At 41.9% G+C, this 19,033-nt stretch carries 4 protein-coding genes and 2 pseudogenes; 5 read left to right on the top strand and 1 reads right to left on the bottom strand.

Translation table 11 applies throughout. The annotated features are described in order from the left end of the window. Nucleotides 1–419 precede the first annotated feature (419 nt). The 3 genes and pseudogenes from CSB87_RS14920 to CSB87_RS14930 form a co-directional block, all read left to right on the top strand. Nucleotides 420–7,274, top strand: a complete 6,855-nt coding sequence (locus CSB87_RS14920) for an ESPR-type extended signal peptide-containing protein (protein ID WP_031952401.1) — start codon at nt 420–422, stop codon at nt 7,272–7,274. A gap of 55 nt (nt 7,275–7,329) precedes the next feature. After that, on the top strand, nt 7,330–8,115 hold the full coding sequence (gene tpgA, locus CSB87_RS14925; RefSeq protein ID WP_004888186.1) for a trimeric autotransporter adhesin/peptidogylcan-associated protein TpgA: 786 nt from the start codon (nt 7,330–7,332) through the stop codon (nt 8,113–8,115). 567 nt (nt 8,116–8,682) lie between these two features. Beyond that, nucleotides 8,683–12,925, top strand: a pseudogene (locus CSB87_RS14930) (ESPR-type extended signal peptide-containing protein); the annotation flags it as partial. Between the two features lie 306 nt (nt 12,926–13,231). Here CSB87_RS14930 and CSB87_RS14935 read toward each other — a convergent pair. After that, entirely contained in the window at nt 13,232–14,440 is a 1,209-nt protein-coding gene (locus tag CSB87_RS14935) for an IS256-like element ISAba26 family transposase (protein ID WP_000343018.1), read from the bottom strand. 128 nt (nt 14,441–14,568) lie between these two features. Here CSB87_RS14935 and CSB87_RS14940 point away from each other — a divergent pair. Further along, nucleotides 14,569–18,102, top strand: a pseudogene (locus CSB87_RS14940) (YadA-like family protein); the annotation flags it as partial. 57 nt (nt 18,103–18,159) lie between these two features. Next, entirely contained in the window at nt 18,160–18,942 is a 783-nt protein-coding gene (gene tpgA, locus CSB87_RS14945) for a trimeric autotransporter adhesin/peptidogylcan-associated protein TpgA (protein ID WP_004888180.1), read from the top strand. The last annotated feature ends 91 nt before the right edge of the window (nt 18,943–19,033 follow it).

Here is a 19,033-nt window from a genome sequence, read left to right on the forward strand (position 1 = left end):
TAGTAAGTCATTTAATTTTTGAATCTACCCTTCATGTTTCAAAGAATATCTTTACCAATGAGTTATTAAAAAAATTATTTATCGAAATAATTAAAATTTTTTTAATGAAGTAAAACGATAGTTTTTAAATATAAATTTAAACTCAATATTTTATTTTTATTATCTTTCTAGCCTAAAAAACACAGAACTTAATTGCAAAGTTAAATTTGTAGTAAAAAATCATAATATATTTTTTGTATTTATTTGATTATATATTGTTCTTTTTTCTTGTTTTTCATCGCATTACAGTAAATTTCTGTGATTTACCTCTCATTTTTTCTTTGATATATTTCGCGAAATTTTTCATACCTTTAGTTTTTTGAAACTTTGTGTAGCTTTAGGTAAGTATTGTCTGTTTTTTGTAAAATGCGAGTAAGTATATGAATAAGATATACAAAGTAATTTGGAATGCTTCATTAGGAATTTGGGTTGCTGTTTCAGAAATTGCAAAGGGTCATTCAAAAACTCGTAGTCAAAGAACAAATAATGCTTTGATGCCTTCTACTGAAGCCACCGATTTTCTACAGTCCTCAACTTCAATTAATTTTAAAATTAAACCACTTACTTGGGGCATATTAACTGTACTCGTTCCGTCTATTACTTTTGCTGAAGTTGGAGTTTCTGGCGGTGCTCTTGGTCCTAATGGAGCTACTAATTCTACAGCAATTTCAGCATGTACTGGGACAACATCTGGATCGACCACTGGTCAAGCTTATGTGGGGGGAGACCGATCATTAGCGCTAGGTTGCGGTGCTGTAACAGACTCAGATAGAGATATTGCAATTGGAAGCCAAGCATCTACTGCAAATCCAGCAAATGCCATCGGAAATTATAATGAATCGATTGCTATTGGTGCTGAATCCAGAGCAAGCGGATCTCAGGCTCTTGCAATAGGTGGTCAGGCGACAGCAACAGGTAATTCATCTGTAGCGATCGGTGCTGACGATATGGATAAAGTTGCTAGTACAAACCCGCCAGCTTATAACTACACACCAACTGCCGGAGATAACGCTCTATATAATAATACTGCTACAGCGGCTGCATATAAAAATTTGACAGGCGATTACTTGGTTGATTTTGAAAAAACAAATGGCGGTGCATCTGGGATAGGAAATCGTTATACCAGAGTACAAACAGGTGAAGCTGCAGTTGCAGTAGGCCCTAAGGCTACAGCTACTGATTTGGGTACAGCTTTAGGGGCAGTAGCGACGGCTGGGGCACCAATTTCAGTTGCTTTAGGTGTAAAAGCAGAAGCACAAGGGCAAGGCAGTTTATCGATTGGTTCACTGGCTTATACCAAAAATACAGGTGATGTTGCTGTAGGTGTTAACTCCGCTGCTACAGGAGGTGATTCCATTGCAATTGGTGCTGGAAGTGACTTAAAAGGCACAGCCTATGTTCAATCAGGTGCGTCAGCGAGTAAAAAGGGTGCTAGTGCATCTGGAGCAAACTCGATATCAATAGGTACTAACACTGCTGCGACTGGCACAAATGCGGTAGTTGTAGGTACGCAATCAACAGCATCAAATCTGGCTGTAGCGGTTGGTTCAGTTGCCACAGCTGGCGACCAAAGTGTTTCTATTGGTTCAAATAGTGCGGCTTCCTCTCAAACATCTGTAGCAATTGGTGTAAGAGCACAAACCTTACAAACTAACTCTGTTGCTCTAGGTATTGATTCAGTGGCTGATCGAGCTTCGGGGTCACTCGGATATGACCCTTTAACTGAAACGAGCACGACAAATACGAATAGTACTTGGAAGGCGACAGATGCTGCTGTTTCAGTTGGAAATGGAACTACACGAACTCGTCAGATTACTAGCGTTGCGGCTGGAACGAATGATACAGATGCAGCCAATGTCGCACAGTTAAAGAAAGCAACTTCTAAAGTTTTAGCCGGAACAGGTACGACAGTTGCTCAGGGAACTGATAGTAACGGTATAACGACTTATACTGTAAATGCGAATACATTTACGGTACGTCAAGGAACAACAAATAAAGCAACTATTGGTGATAGTACTACTGATAAAGTCAGCTTTATCAATGGTAAAAATACTATTGCTAAAGTAGCGGACGAATTAAATAGCAATACTGATGTTACTTTTGATTTAGCAGATGATATTTCATTAAATAGTGTAACAACTGGTAATACGACCCTGAATAGTTCAGGGGTTACAGTTAATGGCGGAGCTAATGGTCCAGTAAAATTAACGAATACTGGGCTAGACAATGGCGGAAATAAAATTACCAATGTTGCAGCTGGAACTATTTCAGCGAGTTCTACAGATGCAGTGAATGGTAGCCAGTTAAATACGACTAATCAGAATGTAACGACTGCTCAGAATACCGCAAACACAGCGGTGACCAATGCTGCTGCTGCACAAGCAACGGCAGACAAAGGTCTGAACTTTAGTGTAAATGGTGGTACAGCAGACAACGTGAAGCTGGGTGAAACGGTTAACTTTGCCAATGGCACCAACACCACAGCAGTGTATGACCCTGCCACCAATACCTACAAATACAATCTGAATGACAACATTGCATTAACCAATGCCGGTAGCCTAACAGTTGGGAATAGCAAGGTTGATAACAGTGGATTAACCATTACCGGTGGTCCAAGTGTAACGACTGCAGGCATTAATGCGGGTAACCAGAAAATTACCAATGTTGCAGCTGGAACTATTTCAGCAAGTTCTACAGATGCAGTGAATGGTAGCCAGTTAAATATCACGAATCAGAATGTAACCACTGCTCAGAACACCGCAAACACAGCAGTAACGAATGCGGCAGCAGCACAAGCTACAGCAGACAAAGGTCTGAACTTTAGTGTCAATGGTGGCACGGCTGACAACGTAAAGCTGGGTGAAACAGTTAACTTTGCCAATGGCACCAACACCACAGCAGTGTATGACCCTGCCACCAATACCTACAAATACAATGTGAATGACAACATTGCATTAACCAATGCCGGTAGCCTAACAGTTGGGAATAGCAAGATTGATAACAGTGGATTAACCATTCCCGGTGGTCCAAGTGTAACGACTGCAGGGATTAATGCGGGCAACCAGAAAATTACCAATGTTGCAGCTGGAACAGTTTCTTCTACCTCTACAGATGCAGTGAATGGTAGCCAGTTAAATACGACTAATCAGAATGTAACGACTGCTCAGAATACCGCAAACACGGCAGTTACCAATGCAGCAGCAGCACAAGCTACAGCAGACAAAGGTCTGAACTTTAGTGTCAATGGTGGCACGGCTGACAACGTGAAGCTGGGTGAAACAGTTAACTTTGCCAATGGCACCAACACCACAGCAGTGTATGACCCGACAACCAATACCTATAAATATAATGTAAATGACAACATTGCATTAACCAATGCCGGTAGCCTAACAGTAGGCAACAGCAAAGTTGATAACAGTGGATTAACCATTACAGGTGGTCCAAGTGTAACGACTGCAGGTATTAATGCGGGTAACCAGAAGATTACCAATGTAGCAGCAGGAACTATTTCTGCGAGTTCTACAGATGCAGTGAATGGTAGCCAGTTAAATACCACGAACCAGAATGTAACCACTGCCCAAAACACTGCAAACACGGCAGTGACCAATGCTGCTGCAGCCCAAGCGACGGCAGACAAAGGTCTGAACTTTAGTGTCAATGGTGGTACGGCAGACAATGTGAAGTTAGGTGAAACAGTTAACTTTGCAGATGGCATCAACACCACAGCAGTATATGACCCTGCAACCAATACCTATAAATACAATGTGAATGACAACATTGCATTAACCAATGCAGGTAGCTTAACGGTAGGTAACATCAAGGTTGATAATAATGGCTTAACCATTACTGGTGGCCCAAGTGTAACGACTGCAGGTATTAATGCTGGCAACCAGAAAATTACCAATGTAGCTGCTGGAACCAATGCAACTGATGCTGTTAATGTAAGTCAACTTGGGGCAATAACTACAGCAGCGAATACCAAGACAGATGCTTTAGGTATAAGTACGGCAGGCAATCTGGGTGGAGGAGCAGTCTATAATCCGGTTACAGGTGCAGTCAGTTCACCGATCTATAGCGTGAATGGCACCAACGTGAACAACGTTGGTGATGCGATCACTGCACTGGACAAAGGCTGGACACTACAAAGCAATGGTGCCAATGCAGGTGCAGTGAAAGCTGGTGATACAGTTGACATTGGTACGGTTGCAGGCGAAAGCAACCTGAAAGTAACTAAGACTGGTAACAAGATCCAGTATGGACTGAACCGTGATCTAAATATTGATAGTGTAATGGCAGGCGACAGCAAGCTAGACACCACTGGTTTAACAATTACCGGCGGCCCAAGTGTAACGACTGCAGGTATTAATGCGGGTAACCAAAAGATTACTAATGTAGCGGTTGGAACTATTTCTGCGACCTCTACAGATGCAGTAAATGGTAGCCAGTTAAATACGACTAATCAGAACGTAACCACTGCCCAAAACACTGCAAACACAGCGGTGATCAATGCTGCAGCAGCCCAAGCAACGGCAGACAAAGGCCTGAACTTTAGTGTCAATGGTGGGACGGCAGACAATGTGATGTTAGGTGAAACGGTTAACTTTGCTAATGGCACCAACACCACAGCAGTCTATGACCCTGTCACCAATACCTACAAATACAATGTAAATGACAGCATTGCATTAACCAATGCGGGTAGCTTAACGGTTGGGAATAGCAAGGTTGATAACAGTGGTCTATCCATTGCTGGTGGTCCAAGTGTAACGACTGTAGGTATTAATGCGGGTAACCAGAAGGTTACTAACGTTGCGGCAGGTACGATTTCATCTACATCAACAGATGCAGTGAATGGTAGTCAGTTAAATACCACGAACCAGAATGTAACCAATGCTCAAAATACTGCAAACACGGCAGTGACGAATGCAGCTGCAGCACAAGCGACGGCAGACAAAGGCCTGAACTTTAGTGTGAATGGTGGTACAGCAGACAACGTGAAGCTGGGTGAAACGGTTAATTTTGCAGATGGCACTAACACCACAGCAGTGTATGACCCTGCGACCAATACCTATAAATACAATGTAAATGACAACATTGCATTAACCAATGCGGGTAGTTTAACGGTCGGTAACACCAAGGTTGATAACAGTGGATTAACCATTGCCGGCGGCCCAAGTGTAACGACTGCAGGTATTAATGCGGGTAACCAGAAAATTACCAATGTAGCAGCAGGAACCAATGCAACTGATGCTGTTAATGTAAGTCAACTTGGGGCAATAACTACAGCAGCGAATACTAGAACAGATGCTTTAGGTACAAGTACGGCAGGCAATCTGGGTGGAGGAGCAGTTTATAATCCGGTTACAGGTGCAGTCAGTTCACCGATCTATAGCGTGAATGGCAACAACGTGAACAACGTTGGTGACGCGATCACAGCACTGGATAAAGGCTGGACACTACAAAGCAATGGTGCCAATGCAGGTGCAGTGAAAGCTGGTGATACAGTTGACATTGGTACGGTTGCAGGTGAAAGCAACCTAAAAGTAACCAAGACTGGTAACAAGATTCAGTATGGCTTAAACCGTGATCTAAATGTTGACAGTGTAACAGCAGGTAATAGCAAGCTAGACACCACTGGTTTAACCATTGCTGGTGGCCCAAGCGTGACCAAGTCTGGCATTGATGCAGCTAGTCAGAAGATTACTAACGTAGCAGCAGGTACTGTTTCTGCTACATCAACAGATGCAGTGAATGGTAGTCAGTTACATACTCTCGATAGTCGTGTGACTAAGAATGGTGATTCTATAGCCAATATTTTTGGTGGTGATGCTAAAGCTAATCCAGATGGTTCGATTTCTAACCCGACTTATAATGTTGCAGGTACAAGTGCAAACAATGTTGGTGACGCTTTAACAGCCTTGGATAAAGCAGTTACTGATGCAGGTACAGCAGCGAATGCAGGCTGGACAGTTTCAGCCAATGGTGATGCAGCGACTGCTAAAAACATCAAACCAAATGGTAAAGTGAACTTTACTGGTGATGATAACTTAACTGTTGCTCAGACTAATGAGACAGATAATGAAGGTAATATTAAAGTTGCACTAAACAAAAACTTAAAAGTTGATAGTGTCACGACTGGTACTACAGTTATCGATACGACTGGCGTAAAAGTTGGCGATAACGTTCAGTTAGGATCAACAGGCTTAATCATTGCTGGCGGTCCGAGTATCACTACTTCTGGAATTAGTGCTGGTAATAAAACGATAAGTAATGTTGCGGCAGGTGTTTCTTCTACAGATGCGGTAAACAAAGGACAACTAGATAGCGCAATCACGAACATTAATAACAATGTTGGTGCTTTGGCTAATAGTGCAGTTCAGTATGACAAAAATGCAGATGGCACTGTGAATAAAGATTCAGTGACATTCGCTGGTGGGGCAAATGGTACTGCACTTAAGAATGTAGCGGATGGTACTGTAGCAGCAGGTTCTAAAGATGCAGTGAATGGAGGTCAGTTATGGACTGTTCAACAACAGGTCGACAAAAATACGGGCGATATCTCGAACCTTCAGACTGACATCAGCAATATTAACAATGGTAAATCAGGTTTAGTTCAGCAAGCTAATAAAGATGCTGCGATTACTGTTGGTAAAGATACTGGCGGCACTCAAGTGAATGTTGCAGGAACAGCAGGTGACCGTACGGTAACTGGTGTTAAAGCGGGAGCCGTTACGACGACTTCAAAAGATGCAGTAAATGGTTCTCAACTTAATACCACAAATCAGGCACTTGTAAACTACTTAGGTGGTGGAGCAGGTTATGACAATATTACCCAAAGCTTCTCAAATCCGACATATAACGTAGGTGATAAATCTTACAACAATGTTGGTGATACGATAGGTGCATTGAATCAGGCTGATCAAACATTAAATACCAAAATTGACAGTGTAACCAATAAGCTTGAGCAAGCATTCTATTCGACAAACCAACGTATCGACAAATTAGAAGAAAAAATGTCTGCGGGTATTGCTGCAAATGCGGCACTTGAAAATGCGCCATTTATTCCAGGAAAATTAACGATGGCGGTTGGTGCTGCTTATTACAATGAGCAAAATGCTGTAGGTGTGACCTTACGTAAAACTGCTGATAATGGACGTTGGTCACTTACAACAGGTGCATCGCTTGGAAGTCAGGGTAGCCCATTAGTTCGTGTTGGCGTAAGTACAGTAATTGACTGATTGCCTAGCTAAGGAGAGTTTATCTCTCCTTTAAAATAATATTGTGAGTATGAAAATGAAGCAAAATATTCAAATTTTGGTAATGGGCATCTTGGTAAGTTTAAGTATTACTGGATTTACGGATACTGAAGTAGCAATTCAAAGAAATGAAGTAAAATTCCCAGCAATTGAAAAGAGTTATCTTAAACAAATAAAACGTTATGAGTATGATGACGTTGCACGTTTGGATAAAGGATTAGATAAAGATCAAATTCGAGCTTTACTAGGCAATCCACAATTTAGTGAAGGACTATTTGGAGTAAAAGTCTGGAACTATGTATTAGATATACGTATACCAAATAGTAATCAATATCAACGCTGTCAGTTACGCATTGATTTTAATAAAAAATATTTGGCAGAAAATTTATTTTGGAAAGGTGAGGCATGCGAAGGTTTGGCTACTTGGGGAGGTTATAATCAGTCGCCAGAGCATACTAATTTAATTTTTGAGCGGGCAGCAAGTGTGTTATTCACCTTTGATAGATTTGATAATAATGCTATTGAACAAGGTGTTCATAGTGTGCAGGAAATTGCTGAACAGATCAAAAAAAGCCAGACAACAACACCAGTTATTGTTTCAGGTTTTACCGATCGATTGGGTAAATTTAGCTATAATCAAGAATTGTCTTCACAGCGTGCTAATACAGTTGCCAAGTTATTGGTTCAACAAGGTATTGATCCTACACGTATACAGATACAGGCGAATAGCCAAACTGATCTATACAAGCAATGTTCAGGAAAAAATAATTCACAGCTTATTGAATGTTTAGCGCCAAATAGACGTGTCAATATAAGTTGGTAAATGATCTACCACATAAAAGTAATCCTATTAAAAAGGATTACTTTTATAGATTATAAAAAAATAAGAAAAATTATAATTAATATTTTTATCTATTTGAATTTTTAACTATTTTTATTTGAATTTTCTTATTTACAACTCTGCCAATATTTATATGAAAGATATTAATGCATTGAAAATATTAGAATTTGATCATAAAAAATTGTCTAAATATATCTTATACCTACGTAAAAGTAGAATAAAAATATAAATATCAATAGCTTAAATTTTTTATGAAATAATTAATGAATTTAAATGACAAAAAACACCTTAATCGTAAAAAAATGTAACAAAAGCGTTTTTAATTTTTAACGTTAAGAAAAATTAAAAAATTGATTAAATTACTATTTTTTTCTAAGTATAAAAAAAGTTAACAAAATTTGGCAATTGTTGTGACTTTGTTTGATTTTGATATTTTAAAATGTGATTTACTTCTCAAAATAAAAAAGATATTTTCACAAAAAATAAGCAATTTAACTATTTTGATTGCAAAACTTTACAAATGTAAGCGTCAAGTTTACGGGTGGGATTATGAATAAGATATACAAAGTTGTATGGAATGCTTCTATTGGTACATGGACTGTTGTATCAGAATTGGCTAAAAGTAAAACGAGAACTGGTTCTGTTTCATCATCTTCTGAAATAACTAGTTCACAAAATGAGATCATTTCTAGAGAAAAGAAATTTAGACCTAAGGCCCTTGTATTATCTATCATCTCCTGTTTAGCCGCTTCACATGTGTGGGCTGACTACACAAATTTGTATGGTTCAATTATTGATACAAGCCCAACCATCAGTAATGGTATTGCCATAGGTGCAAACACCGGTACTCCGGCTACTGCAAATGATTCTAACGGATTAGCCGTTGGTTCAAGAGCAAATGCCAGCGCAGCAGATTCAACTGCATTAGGAAATTATGTAAATGCGACAGGGGTAAACTCAACAGTAGTTGGGGGACAAGCAAGTGCTGCTGGCGCGCAATCAATTGCACTTCAAAATAACAGTGATGCAGATCTTGTTGCAGAAGGCTTGGCAACGGGATCATCTTTTACAGCAGTTGATAGTGCTTCTAGTTACAGTGTCGCAATTGGTGCGATGAGCCAAGTTGTTGGTTCAACAGCAGCAATGGCGATAGGAAAAAATGCTCAAGTTAACAGTGGGGCAAATAATGCTACTGCAATTGGTAATACAGCGACGGTAGATACAAACGCCGTTGATGGTGTTGCTATAGGTACTAATAGCTTAACCTCAGCAGCAAATAGTGTATCCCTTGGGCCTAGATCAACCGCAAGTGTAACGAATTCAGTGGCTTTAGGCGCGGGTTCTACAACTACGGTACAAAGTGGTAATTCATATATAACAAATGTTGCAGCATCTACAACCAATGGTGTTGTTTCGGTGGGCTCAGCAACAAATACTCGACGTATTCAAAACGTAGCCGATGGTGCTGCCGATTCAGATGCGGTTACGGTTGCTCAGTTAAAGGATGTAAATAATCGTGCTGTAGGCAATACGACCGCATTGGGTGGTGGTGCAGCATATAATCCTGCAACAGATGTATATACGGCCCCAAGTTATACGATCACTAAAACAGATGGAACAACTTATACTCCTGTTAATACAGTGTCAGGGGCCTTAACTAATCTAAATAATGAAGTTGTAAAACCTATTACTTTCGCTGGTAATACAGGAAGTTCAGCAAATAATTTAGGTACAACACTTAATATCACTGGAGCAGGCTCAACTGCTGGAACCTATTCTGGAAATAACTTAAAAACGGCTGTGACTGGTAACACAGTTAATATTCAGATGGCGGATGCGCCTGTTTTTTCTGGTACTGTCACAGCGGGTAACTTAACGACTGGCGGCTCATTAAATGTTACTGGCGCAAGTAACCTAAATGGCGGCGCTAACCTTAATAATCAAAAAATTACCAATTTAGCAGCCGGTACGATTTCTTCTACCTCTACAGATGCAGTGAATGGTAGCCAGTTAAATACGACTAATCAGAATGTAACGACTGCTCAGAATACCGCAAATACAGCAGTAACGAATGCGGCAGCAGCTCAAAATACTGCAAACACGGCAGTCACCAATGCAGCAGCAGCACAAGCAACGGCAGACAAAGGTCTGAACTTTAGTGTCAATGGTGGCACAGCTGACAACGTAAAGTTAGGTGAAACAGTTAACTTTGCCAATGGCACCAACACCACAGCAGTATATGACCCGACAACCAATACCTACAAATACAATGTGAATGACAACATTGCATTAACCAATGCGGGTAGCCTAACGGTTGGGAATAGCAAGGTTGATAACAGTGGCTTAACTATTACTGGTGGCCCAAGTGTAACGACTGCAGGTATTAATGCGGGTAACCAAAAGATTACCAATGTTGCAGCTGGAACAGTTTCTTCTACTTCTACAGATGCAGTGAATGGTAGCCAGTTAAATACGACTAATCAGAATGTAACCACTGCTCAGAACACCGCAAACACAGCAGTAACGAATGCGGCAGCAGCCCAAAATACTGCAAACACGGCAGTTACCAATGCAGCAGCAGCACAAGCAACGGCAGACAAAGGTCTGAACTTTAGTGTCAATGGTGGCACGGCTGACAATGTGAAGTTAGGTGAAACAGTTAACTTTGCCAATGGCACCAACACCACAGCAGTGTATGACCCAGCAACCAATACCTATAAATACAATGTGAATGACAACATTGCATTAACCAATGCGGGTAGCTTAACGGTTGGCAATAGTAAGGTAGATAACAATGGATTAACCATTACTGGTGGTCCAAGTGTAACCACAGCCGGTATTAATGCGGCTAACCAGAAGATTACCAATGTTGCCGCAGGAACTATTTCTGCGAGTTCTACAGACGCAGTGAATGGTAGTCAGTTAAATACCACGAACCAGAATGTAACCACTGCTCAAAATACTGCTAATACAGCGGTAACGAATGCGGCAGCAGCACAAAATACTGCTAATACAGCGGTAACGAATGCGGCAGCAGCACAAAATACTGCTAATACAGCGGTAACGAATGCAGCAGCAGCTCAAAATACGGCAAACACGGCAGTCACCAATGCAGCTGCTGCCCAGGCGACAGCAGACAAAGGCCTGAACTTTAGTGTCAATGGTGGCACAGCAGACAATGTGAAGTTAGGTGAAACGGTTAACTTTGCAGATGGCACCAACACCACTGCCGTGTATGACCCTGCCACCAATACCTACAAATACAATGTGAATGACAACATTGCATTAACCAATGCGGGTAGCCTAACAGTTGGGAATACCAAGGTTGATAACAGTGGATTAACCATTACAGGTGGTCCAAGTGTAACGACTGCAGGGATTAATGCGGGTAACCAGAAGATTACCAATGTAGCAGTAGGAACTATTTCTGCGACCTCTACAGATGCAGTGAATGGTAGCCAGTTAAATACGACTAATCAAAACGTAACCACTGCTCAGAACACCGCAAACACAGCAGTAACGAATGCGGCAACAGCCCAAAATACTGCAAACACGGCAGTTACCAATGCAGCAGCTGCACAAGCAACGGCAGACAAAGGCCTGAACTTTAGTGTCAATGGTGGCACGGCTGACAATGTGAAGTTGGGTGAAACGGTTAACTTTGCAGATGGCACCAACACCACAGCAGTGTATGACCCTGCCACCAATACCTATAAATACAATGTAAATGACAACATTGCATTAACCAATGCGGGTAGCTTAACAGTTGGGAATAGCAAGGTTGATAACAGTGGTTTAACCATTACCGGCGGTCCAAGTGTAACGACTGCAGGGATTAATGCGGGTAACCAGAAGATTACCAATGTTGCAGCTGGAACTATTTCTGCGACCTCTACAGATGCAGTGAATGGTAGCCAGTTAAATACCACGAACCAGAACGTAACCACTGCTCAGAACACCGCAAACACAGCAGTAACGAATGCGGCAGCAGCACAAGCGACGGCAGATAAAGGCCTGAACTTTAGTGTCAATGGTGGTACAGCAGACAATGTGAAGTTGGGTGAAACGGTTAACTTTGCAGATGGCACCAACACCACTGCCGTGTATGACCCTGCCACCAATACCTACAAATACAATGTGAATGACAACATTGCATTAACCAATGCCGGTAGCCTAACAGTTGGGAATAGCAAGGTTGATAACAGTGGATTAACCATTACAGGTGGTCCAAGTGTAACGACTGCAGGGATTAATGCGGGCAACCAAAAGATTACCAATGTTGCAGCTGGAACTATTTCAGCGAGTTCTACAGATGCAGTAAATGGTAGCCAGTTAAATACGACTAATCAGAATGTAACCACTGCTCAGAACACCGCAAACACAGCAGTAACGAATGCGGCAACAGCCCAAAATACTGCAAACACGGCAGTTACCAATGCAGCAGCTGCACAAGCAACGGCAGACAAAGGCCTGAACTTTAGTGTCAATGGTGGCACGGCTGACAATGTGAAGTTGGGTGAAACGGTTAACTTTGCAGATGGCACCAACACTACAGCAGTGTATGACCCTGCCACCAATACCTATAAATACAATGTAAATGACAACATTGCATTAACCAATGCGGGTAGCTTAACAGTTGGGAATACCAAGGTTGATAACAGTGGTTTAACCATTACCGGCGGTCCAAGTGTAACGACTGCAGGTATTAATGCGGGTAACCAGAAGATTACTAACGTTGCAGCTGGAACCAATGCGACTGATGCTGTCAATGTTAGTCAGCTTGATGCGTTAAGCACCTCAAGCAATAACAAGACTGATGCCTTGGGCAACAGCACCGCCAACAATCTGGGCGGTGGGTCAAGCTATGACAGTACAACAGGTGCGGTAAGCTCACCGACCTATACCGTAAATGGCAACAATGTGAATAACGTGGGCGATGCGATCACAGCACTGGATAAAGGCTGGACCTTACAAAGCAATGGTGCCAATGCCGCTGCAGTAAAAGCTGGAGATACGGTTGATATTGGTACGGTTGCAGGTGAAAGCAACCTGAAAGTGACCAAGGAGCCTGTAAATTATTTTGTGTAAGTTCCATTTTTTATAAATGATCTTTTAATCGATCATCGAACTGAATCGTAAACCAATTCATTGCTAAACGCCAATTTTGAATTGGCATCGTCCATTTCTTCGCAGCATTTGATGTTGCTAAGTAAATGACCTTCTTTACTGAGTCATCAGATGAAAAGATTTTCCTTTTCTTCGTTGAATGGCGTATTACGCTATTCAACGACTCAATCGCATTTGTTGTATAAATTGCATGACGTATTTCGGCTGGATAGCTAAAGATCGTTCGGATATTTTCCCAATTGGCCCGCCAGGATTCTCCAATTTTGGGATACTGGTGATTCCATTGATCACAGAAGATGTCTAGGGATTTTAAAGCATTTTCCTCTGTACTTGCCTGATAAATCGCTTTCAGACCCGACGTAACAGCTTTGTAGTCTTTCCAGCTTACAAATCTCAGGCTATTGCGTACAACATGCACGATACACAGTTGAATATCAGTATGAGGGTAAACAGAGGCTATCGCGTCAGGGAAGCCTTTTAATCCATCTACACAGGCAACAAGAATGTCCTGTACTCCTCGATTTTTTAGCTCTGTCATGACTGACAGCCAGAATTTGGCACCTTCTGTCTGAGCAATCCACATACCCAGTAATTCTTTTTGCCCATCCATATTGATGCCTAAAGCAAGGTATACGGACTTGTTAATCACATTGGAGTGCTGACGGACTTTGACAACAATACAGTCAAGATAGACAACAGGATAAAGGCTATCTAAGGCTCTATTTTGCCACTCAGTCACTTGCTCAATCACAGCATCGGTAACTTTGCTGATGAGAGATGCTGACACATCGGCATCGTACATTTCTTTGAAGAAGGCTACAATTTCCCTATTAGTCATTCCTTTTGCATACAGTGAGAGGATTTGGTCATCCATACTGGTGATGCGTGTTTGGTGCTTTTTGATAATTTGTGGCTCAAATGAACCTTCTCGATCACGGGGAATATCTAAAGCCAGTTGTCCATCTTGAGTTGTAATGGTTTTAGAACTAAACCCATTACGGCTATTTGAGCCTTTCTTGGGCTGATGCTTTTCATAACCGAGATGGTCTGAAAGTTCAGTATTGAGTGCAGTTTCAATCATGAATTTTTTAAAGACTGCTGTCATTTGGTTTAAGTCTTCTGGTGTTTTTAGACCTTTAGCCAATTCGGCAGCCATACTTTTGATTGTTGCTTCATCCATGTGAAGTACCTTTTGTAATTATCCTCTGAAGGATAAATGAAAATTAAGTACTTACACAAAATTTAGAACAGTCCCTGACCAAGACCGGTAATACGATCCAGTATGGCTTAAACCGTGATCTGAATATTGACAGTGTAACGGCAGGTGACAGCAAGCTGGATAGCAATGGTTTAAGCATTGTAGGTGGCCCAAGTGTCACTAAGACTGGTATTGATGCTGCAGGCAACACGATCACTAATGTAGCAGCAGGTACCAATGCTACCGATGCAGTAAACAAAGGCCAGCTTGATGCATTAAGCATCTCAAGCAACAACAAGACCGATGCTTTGGGTAACAGCACGGCCAACAATCTGGGTGGTGGGGCAAGCTATGACAGTACAACAGGTGCGGTAAGCTCACCAACCTATGTCACTACTAAAACTGATGGTACGACCGTTAATGCCAACAATGTCGGTGATGCCTTAACTAACCTGAACAATGAAGTGGTTAAACCGATTACCTTTGCGGGTAACAGCGGCAGTGTTGACCGTAAATTGGGTGAAACCTTAAATATCACAGGTGGCCTGACAGCATCTGGCTCGAACTCGAATGTGAAGACGGTCATCAGTGGCAATACCGTTGACATTCAACTTGCAGATGCACCTGTGTTTGCAGGGAAGCTGACAGCGAACGGACTGGATGCCAATGGTGAGAAAGTTACCAATGTTGGTGCGGGTACAGCAGCAACCGATGCAGTAAACAAAGGTCAGCTTGATGCATTAAGCACCTCAAGCAACAACAAGACTGATGCCTTGGGCAACAGCACAGCCAACAATCTGGGCGGTGGGTCAAGCTATGACAGTACAACAGGTGCGGTAAGCTCACCGACCTATACCGTAAATGGCAACAACGTCAATAACGTGGGCGATGCGATCACAGCACTGGATAAAGGCTGGACCTTACAAAGCAATGGTGCCAATGCCGCTGCAGTAAAAGCTGGAGATACGGTTGATATTGGTACGGTTGCAGGTGAAAGCAACCTGAAAGTGACCAAGACCGGTAATACGATCCAGTATGGCTTAAACCGTGATCTGAAAATTGACAGTGTAACGGCAGGGGACAGCAAGCTGGATACGAATGGTTTAACCATCACTGGTGGACCAAGTGTGACCAAGTCTGGTATTGATGCTGCTGGGAATACAATCAGTAATGTAGCAGCAGGCACCAATGCTACCGATGCAGTAAACAAAGGCCAGCTTGATGCATTAAGTACCTCAAGCAATAACAAGACTGATGCCTTGGGCAACAGCACCGCCAATAATCTGGGTGGTGGGTCAAGCTATGACAGCACTACAGGTGCAGTAAGTTCACCAACCTATGTCACTACTAAAACTGATGGTACGACCGTTAATGCCAACAATGTCGGTGATGCCTTAACTAACCTGAACAATGAAGTGGTTAAACCGATTACCTTTGCGGGTAACAGCGGCAGTGTTGACCGTAAATTGGGTGAAACCTTAAATATCACAGGTGGCCTGACAGCATCTGGCTCGAACTCGAATGTGAAGACGGTCATCAGTGGCAATACCGTTGACATTCAACTTGCAGATGCACCTGTGTTTGCAGGGAAGTTGACAGCGAATGGACTGGATGCGAATGGCGAGAAAGTTACCAATGTCGGTGCGGGTACAGCAGCTACCGATGCAGTAAACAAAGGCCAGCTTGATGCATTAAGCACCTCAAGCAATAACAAGACCGATGCCTTAGGTAACAGCACCGCCAATAATCTGGGTGGTGGGTCAAGCTATGACAGTACAACAGGTGCGGTAAGCTCACCAACCTATACTGTGAATGGCAACAACGTGAATAACGTGGGCGATGCGATCACGGCATTAGACAAAGGCTGGACACTACAAAGCAATGGTGCCAATGCCGCTGCAGTAAAAGCTGGAGATACAGTTGATATTGGTACGGTTGCAGGTGAAAGCAACCTGAAAGTGACCAAGACCGGCAATACGATTCAGTATGGCTTAAACCGTGATCTGAATATTGACAGTGTAACAGCAGGTGACAGCAAGCTGGATAGCAATGGTTTAACCATTGCAGGTGGCCCAAGTGTAACCAAGACTGGTATTGATGCGGCAGGGAACACGATCACTAATGTAGCAGCGGGCACCAATGCTACCGATGCAGTAAACAAAGGCCAGCTTGATCATGTAGATAATCGTGTAACACAGGTTACAAATACAACTGCAAGTATCTTTGGTGGTGGTGCTAAAGCTAATACAGATGGTTCAATTTCTAACCCGACTTATAATGTTGCAGGTACAAGTGCAAACAATGTTGGTGATGCTTTAACAGCACTTGATAAAGCAGTCACTGATGCAGGTACAGCAGCGAATGCAGGCTGGACAATTTCAGCCAATGGTGATGCTGCTACTGCTAAAAACATCAAACCAAATGGTAAAGTGAATTTTACGGGTGATGATAACTTAACTGTTGCTCAGACTAGTCAAACGGACAATGAAGGCAATATTAAAGTTGCGCTAAACAAAAATTTGAAAGTTGATAGTGTCACGACTGGTACTACAGTTATCGATACGACTGGCGTAAAAGTTGGTGATAACGTTCAGTTAGGAACAACAGGTCTAATCATTGCTGGCGGTCCGAGTATCACTACTTCTGGAATTAGTGCTGGTAATAAAACGATAAGTAATGTAGCCGCAGGTGTTTCTTCTACAGATGCGGTAAACAAAGGACAACTGGATAGCGCAATAAGTAGCATAAACAATAATGTTGGTGCTCTTGCTAATAGTGCTGTGCAGTACGATAAAAATAGTGATGGATCAGTTAACAAAGACTCTATTACTTTAGCTGGCGGTGCTAATGGTACAACCATTAAAAATGTAGCAAACGGTACTATAGCAGAAGGTTCTAAAGATGCTGTTAATGGAGGCCAGTTATGGACTGTTCAACAACAGGTCGACAAAAATACAGGTGATATCTCGAACCTTCAGACTGACATCAGCAATATTAACAATGGTAAATCAGGTTTAGTTCAGCAAGCTAATAAAGATGCTGCGATTACTGTTGGTAAAGATACTGGCGGCACCCAGGTTAATGTTGCAGGAACAGCAGGTGACCGTACGGTGACTGGTGTTAAAGCGGGAGCGGTTACAGCGACTTCAAAAGATGCAGTAAATGGTTCTCAGCTTAATACAACAAATCAGGCACTTGTAAACTACTTAGGTGGTGGAGCAGGTTATGACAATATTACCCAAAGCTTCTCAAATCCGACATATAACGTAGGTGATAAATCTTACAACAATGTTGGTGATGCGATAGGTGCATTGAATCAAGCTGACCAAACATTAAATACCAAAATTGATAATGTAAGTAACAAGCTTGAGCAAGCATTCTATGCGACAAATCAACGTATTGATGATGTCGAGAAAAGAGCGAATGCTGGTATTGCTGCTGCGATGGCATTAGAAAATGCACCATTTGTAGCTGGTAAATATACCTATGCTGTTGGTGCTGCTTATCACGGTGGTGAAAATGCTGTTGGTGTGACCTTACGTAAAACTGCTGATAATGGACGTTGGTCACTGACTGGTGGTGTAGCTGCAGCTTCTCAAGGTGATCCAAGTGTTCGTATCGGTATTAGTGGTGTAATTGACTAATTTCGCTAGGCGAGGAAGGCATAGTCCTTCCTCATTCTCCATTTCGAGAGTAAAAATATGAAAAATACAGTTAAAGCGTTATTTATTGCTGTTCTTTCTGGCCTAGCAATGGTTAGTTATGCACAAGAAGAAGCAGTATCTCAAAAAAATGTCACATTTCCTAAAGTATCAGATAGCTATCTTAAGCAAGTTAAGCGTTATGAGTACGATGACGTTGCGCGCTTGGATTTAGGGCTAAATAAAGACCAAATTCGAGCTTTACTAGGCAATCCACAATTTAGTGAAGGACTTTTTGCAGTAAAAGTCTGGAACTATGTACTAGATATACGTGTACCAAATAGTAATCAATACCAACGTTGTCAGTTACGCATTGATTTTAATAAAAAATATTTGGCTGAACGTTTATCTTGGAAAGGTGAAGCATGTGAAGGGTTGATGGCTTGGGGCGAAAATAATCAGCCTCCTGCAAGTAGTACTGCGGTTAATGGACGTACAGCGAGCGTTTTATTTGCTTTTGATCGATCTGATGCTAGTGCAATACAGCAAGGTTTAAACAATATAGACAACGTTGTCGATCAAATTAAGCAAAGCCCATCAACAGCACCTATTATTGTTTCTGGATTTGCAGATCCATTAGGTAAATTTAGTTATAACCAAGAGTTATCATCTAAACGAGCGAATACGGTGGCAAAACTACTTGTCAAACAAGGTGTAGATCCGAACCGTATTCAAATCCATGCGAATAGCCAGACTGATTTATATCAGCAATGTTCGGGTGGACATAATTCACAACTTATTCAATGTTTAGCACCAAACAGACGTGTTAATATAAGTTGGTAACAGCCTGTCACGTAAGAGTAACCATCCATAAGGTGGTTACTTTTTCGTTTTAAGAGGCTAAAAAAACAAAAGAATATATTTAAATTTTTAT

This window comes from Acinetobacter sp. AR_0276 (assembly GCF_003000705.1).
Taxonomy (GTDB): Bacteria; Pseudomonadota; Gammaproteobacteria; order Pseudomonadales; family Moraxellaceae; genus Acinetobacter; species Acinetobacter nosocomialis.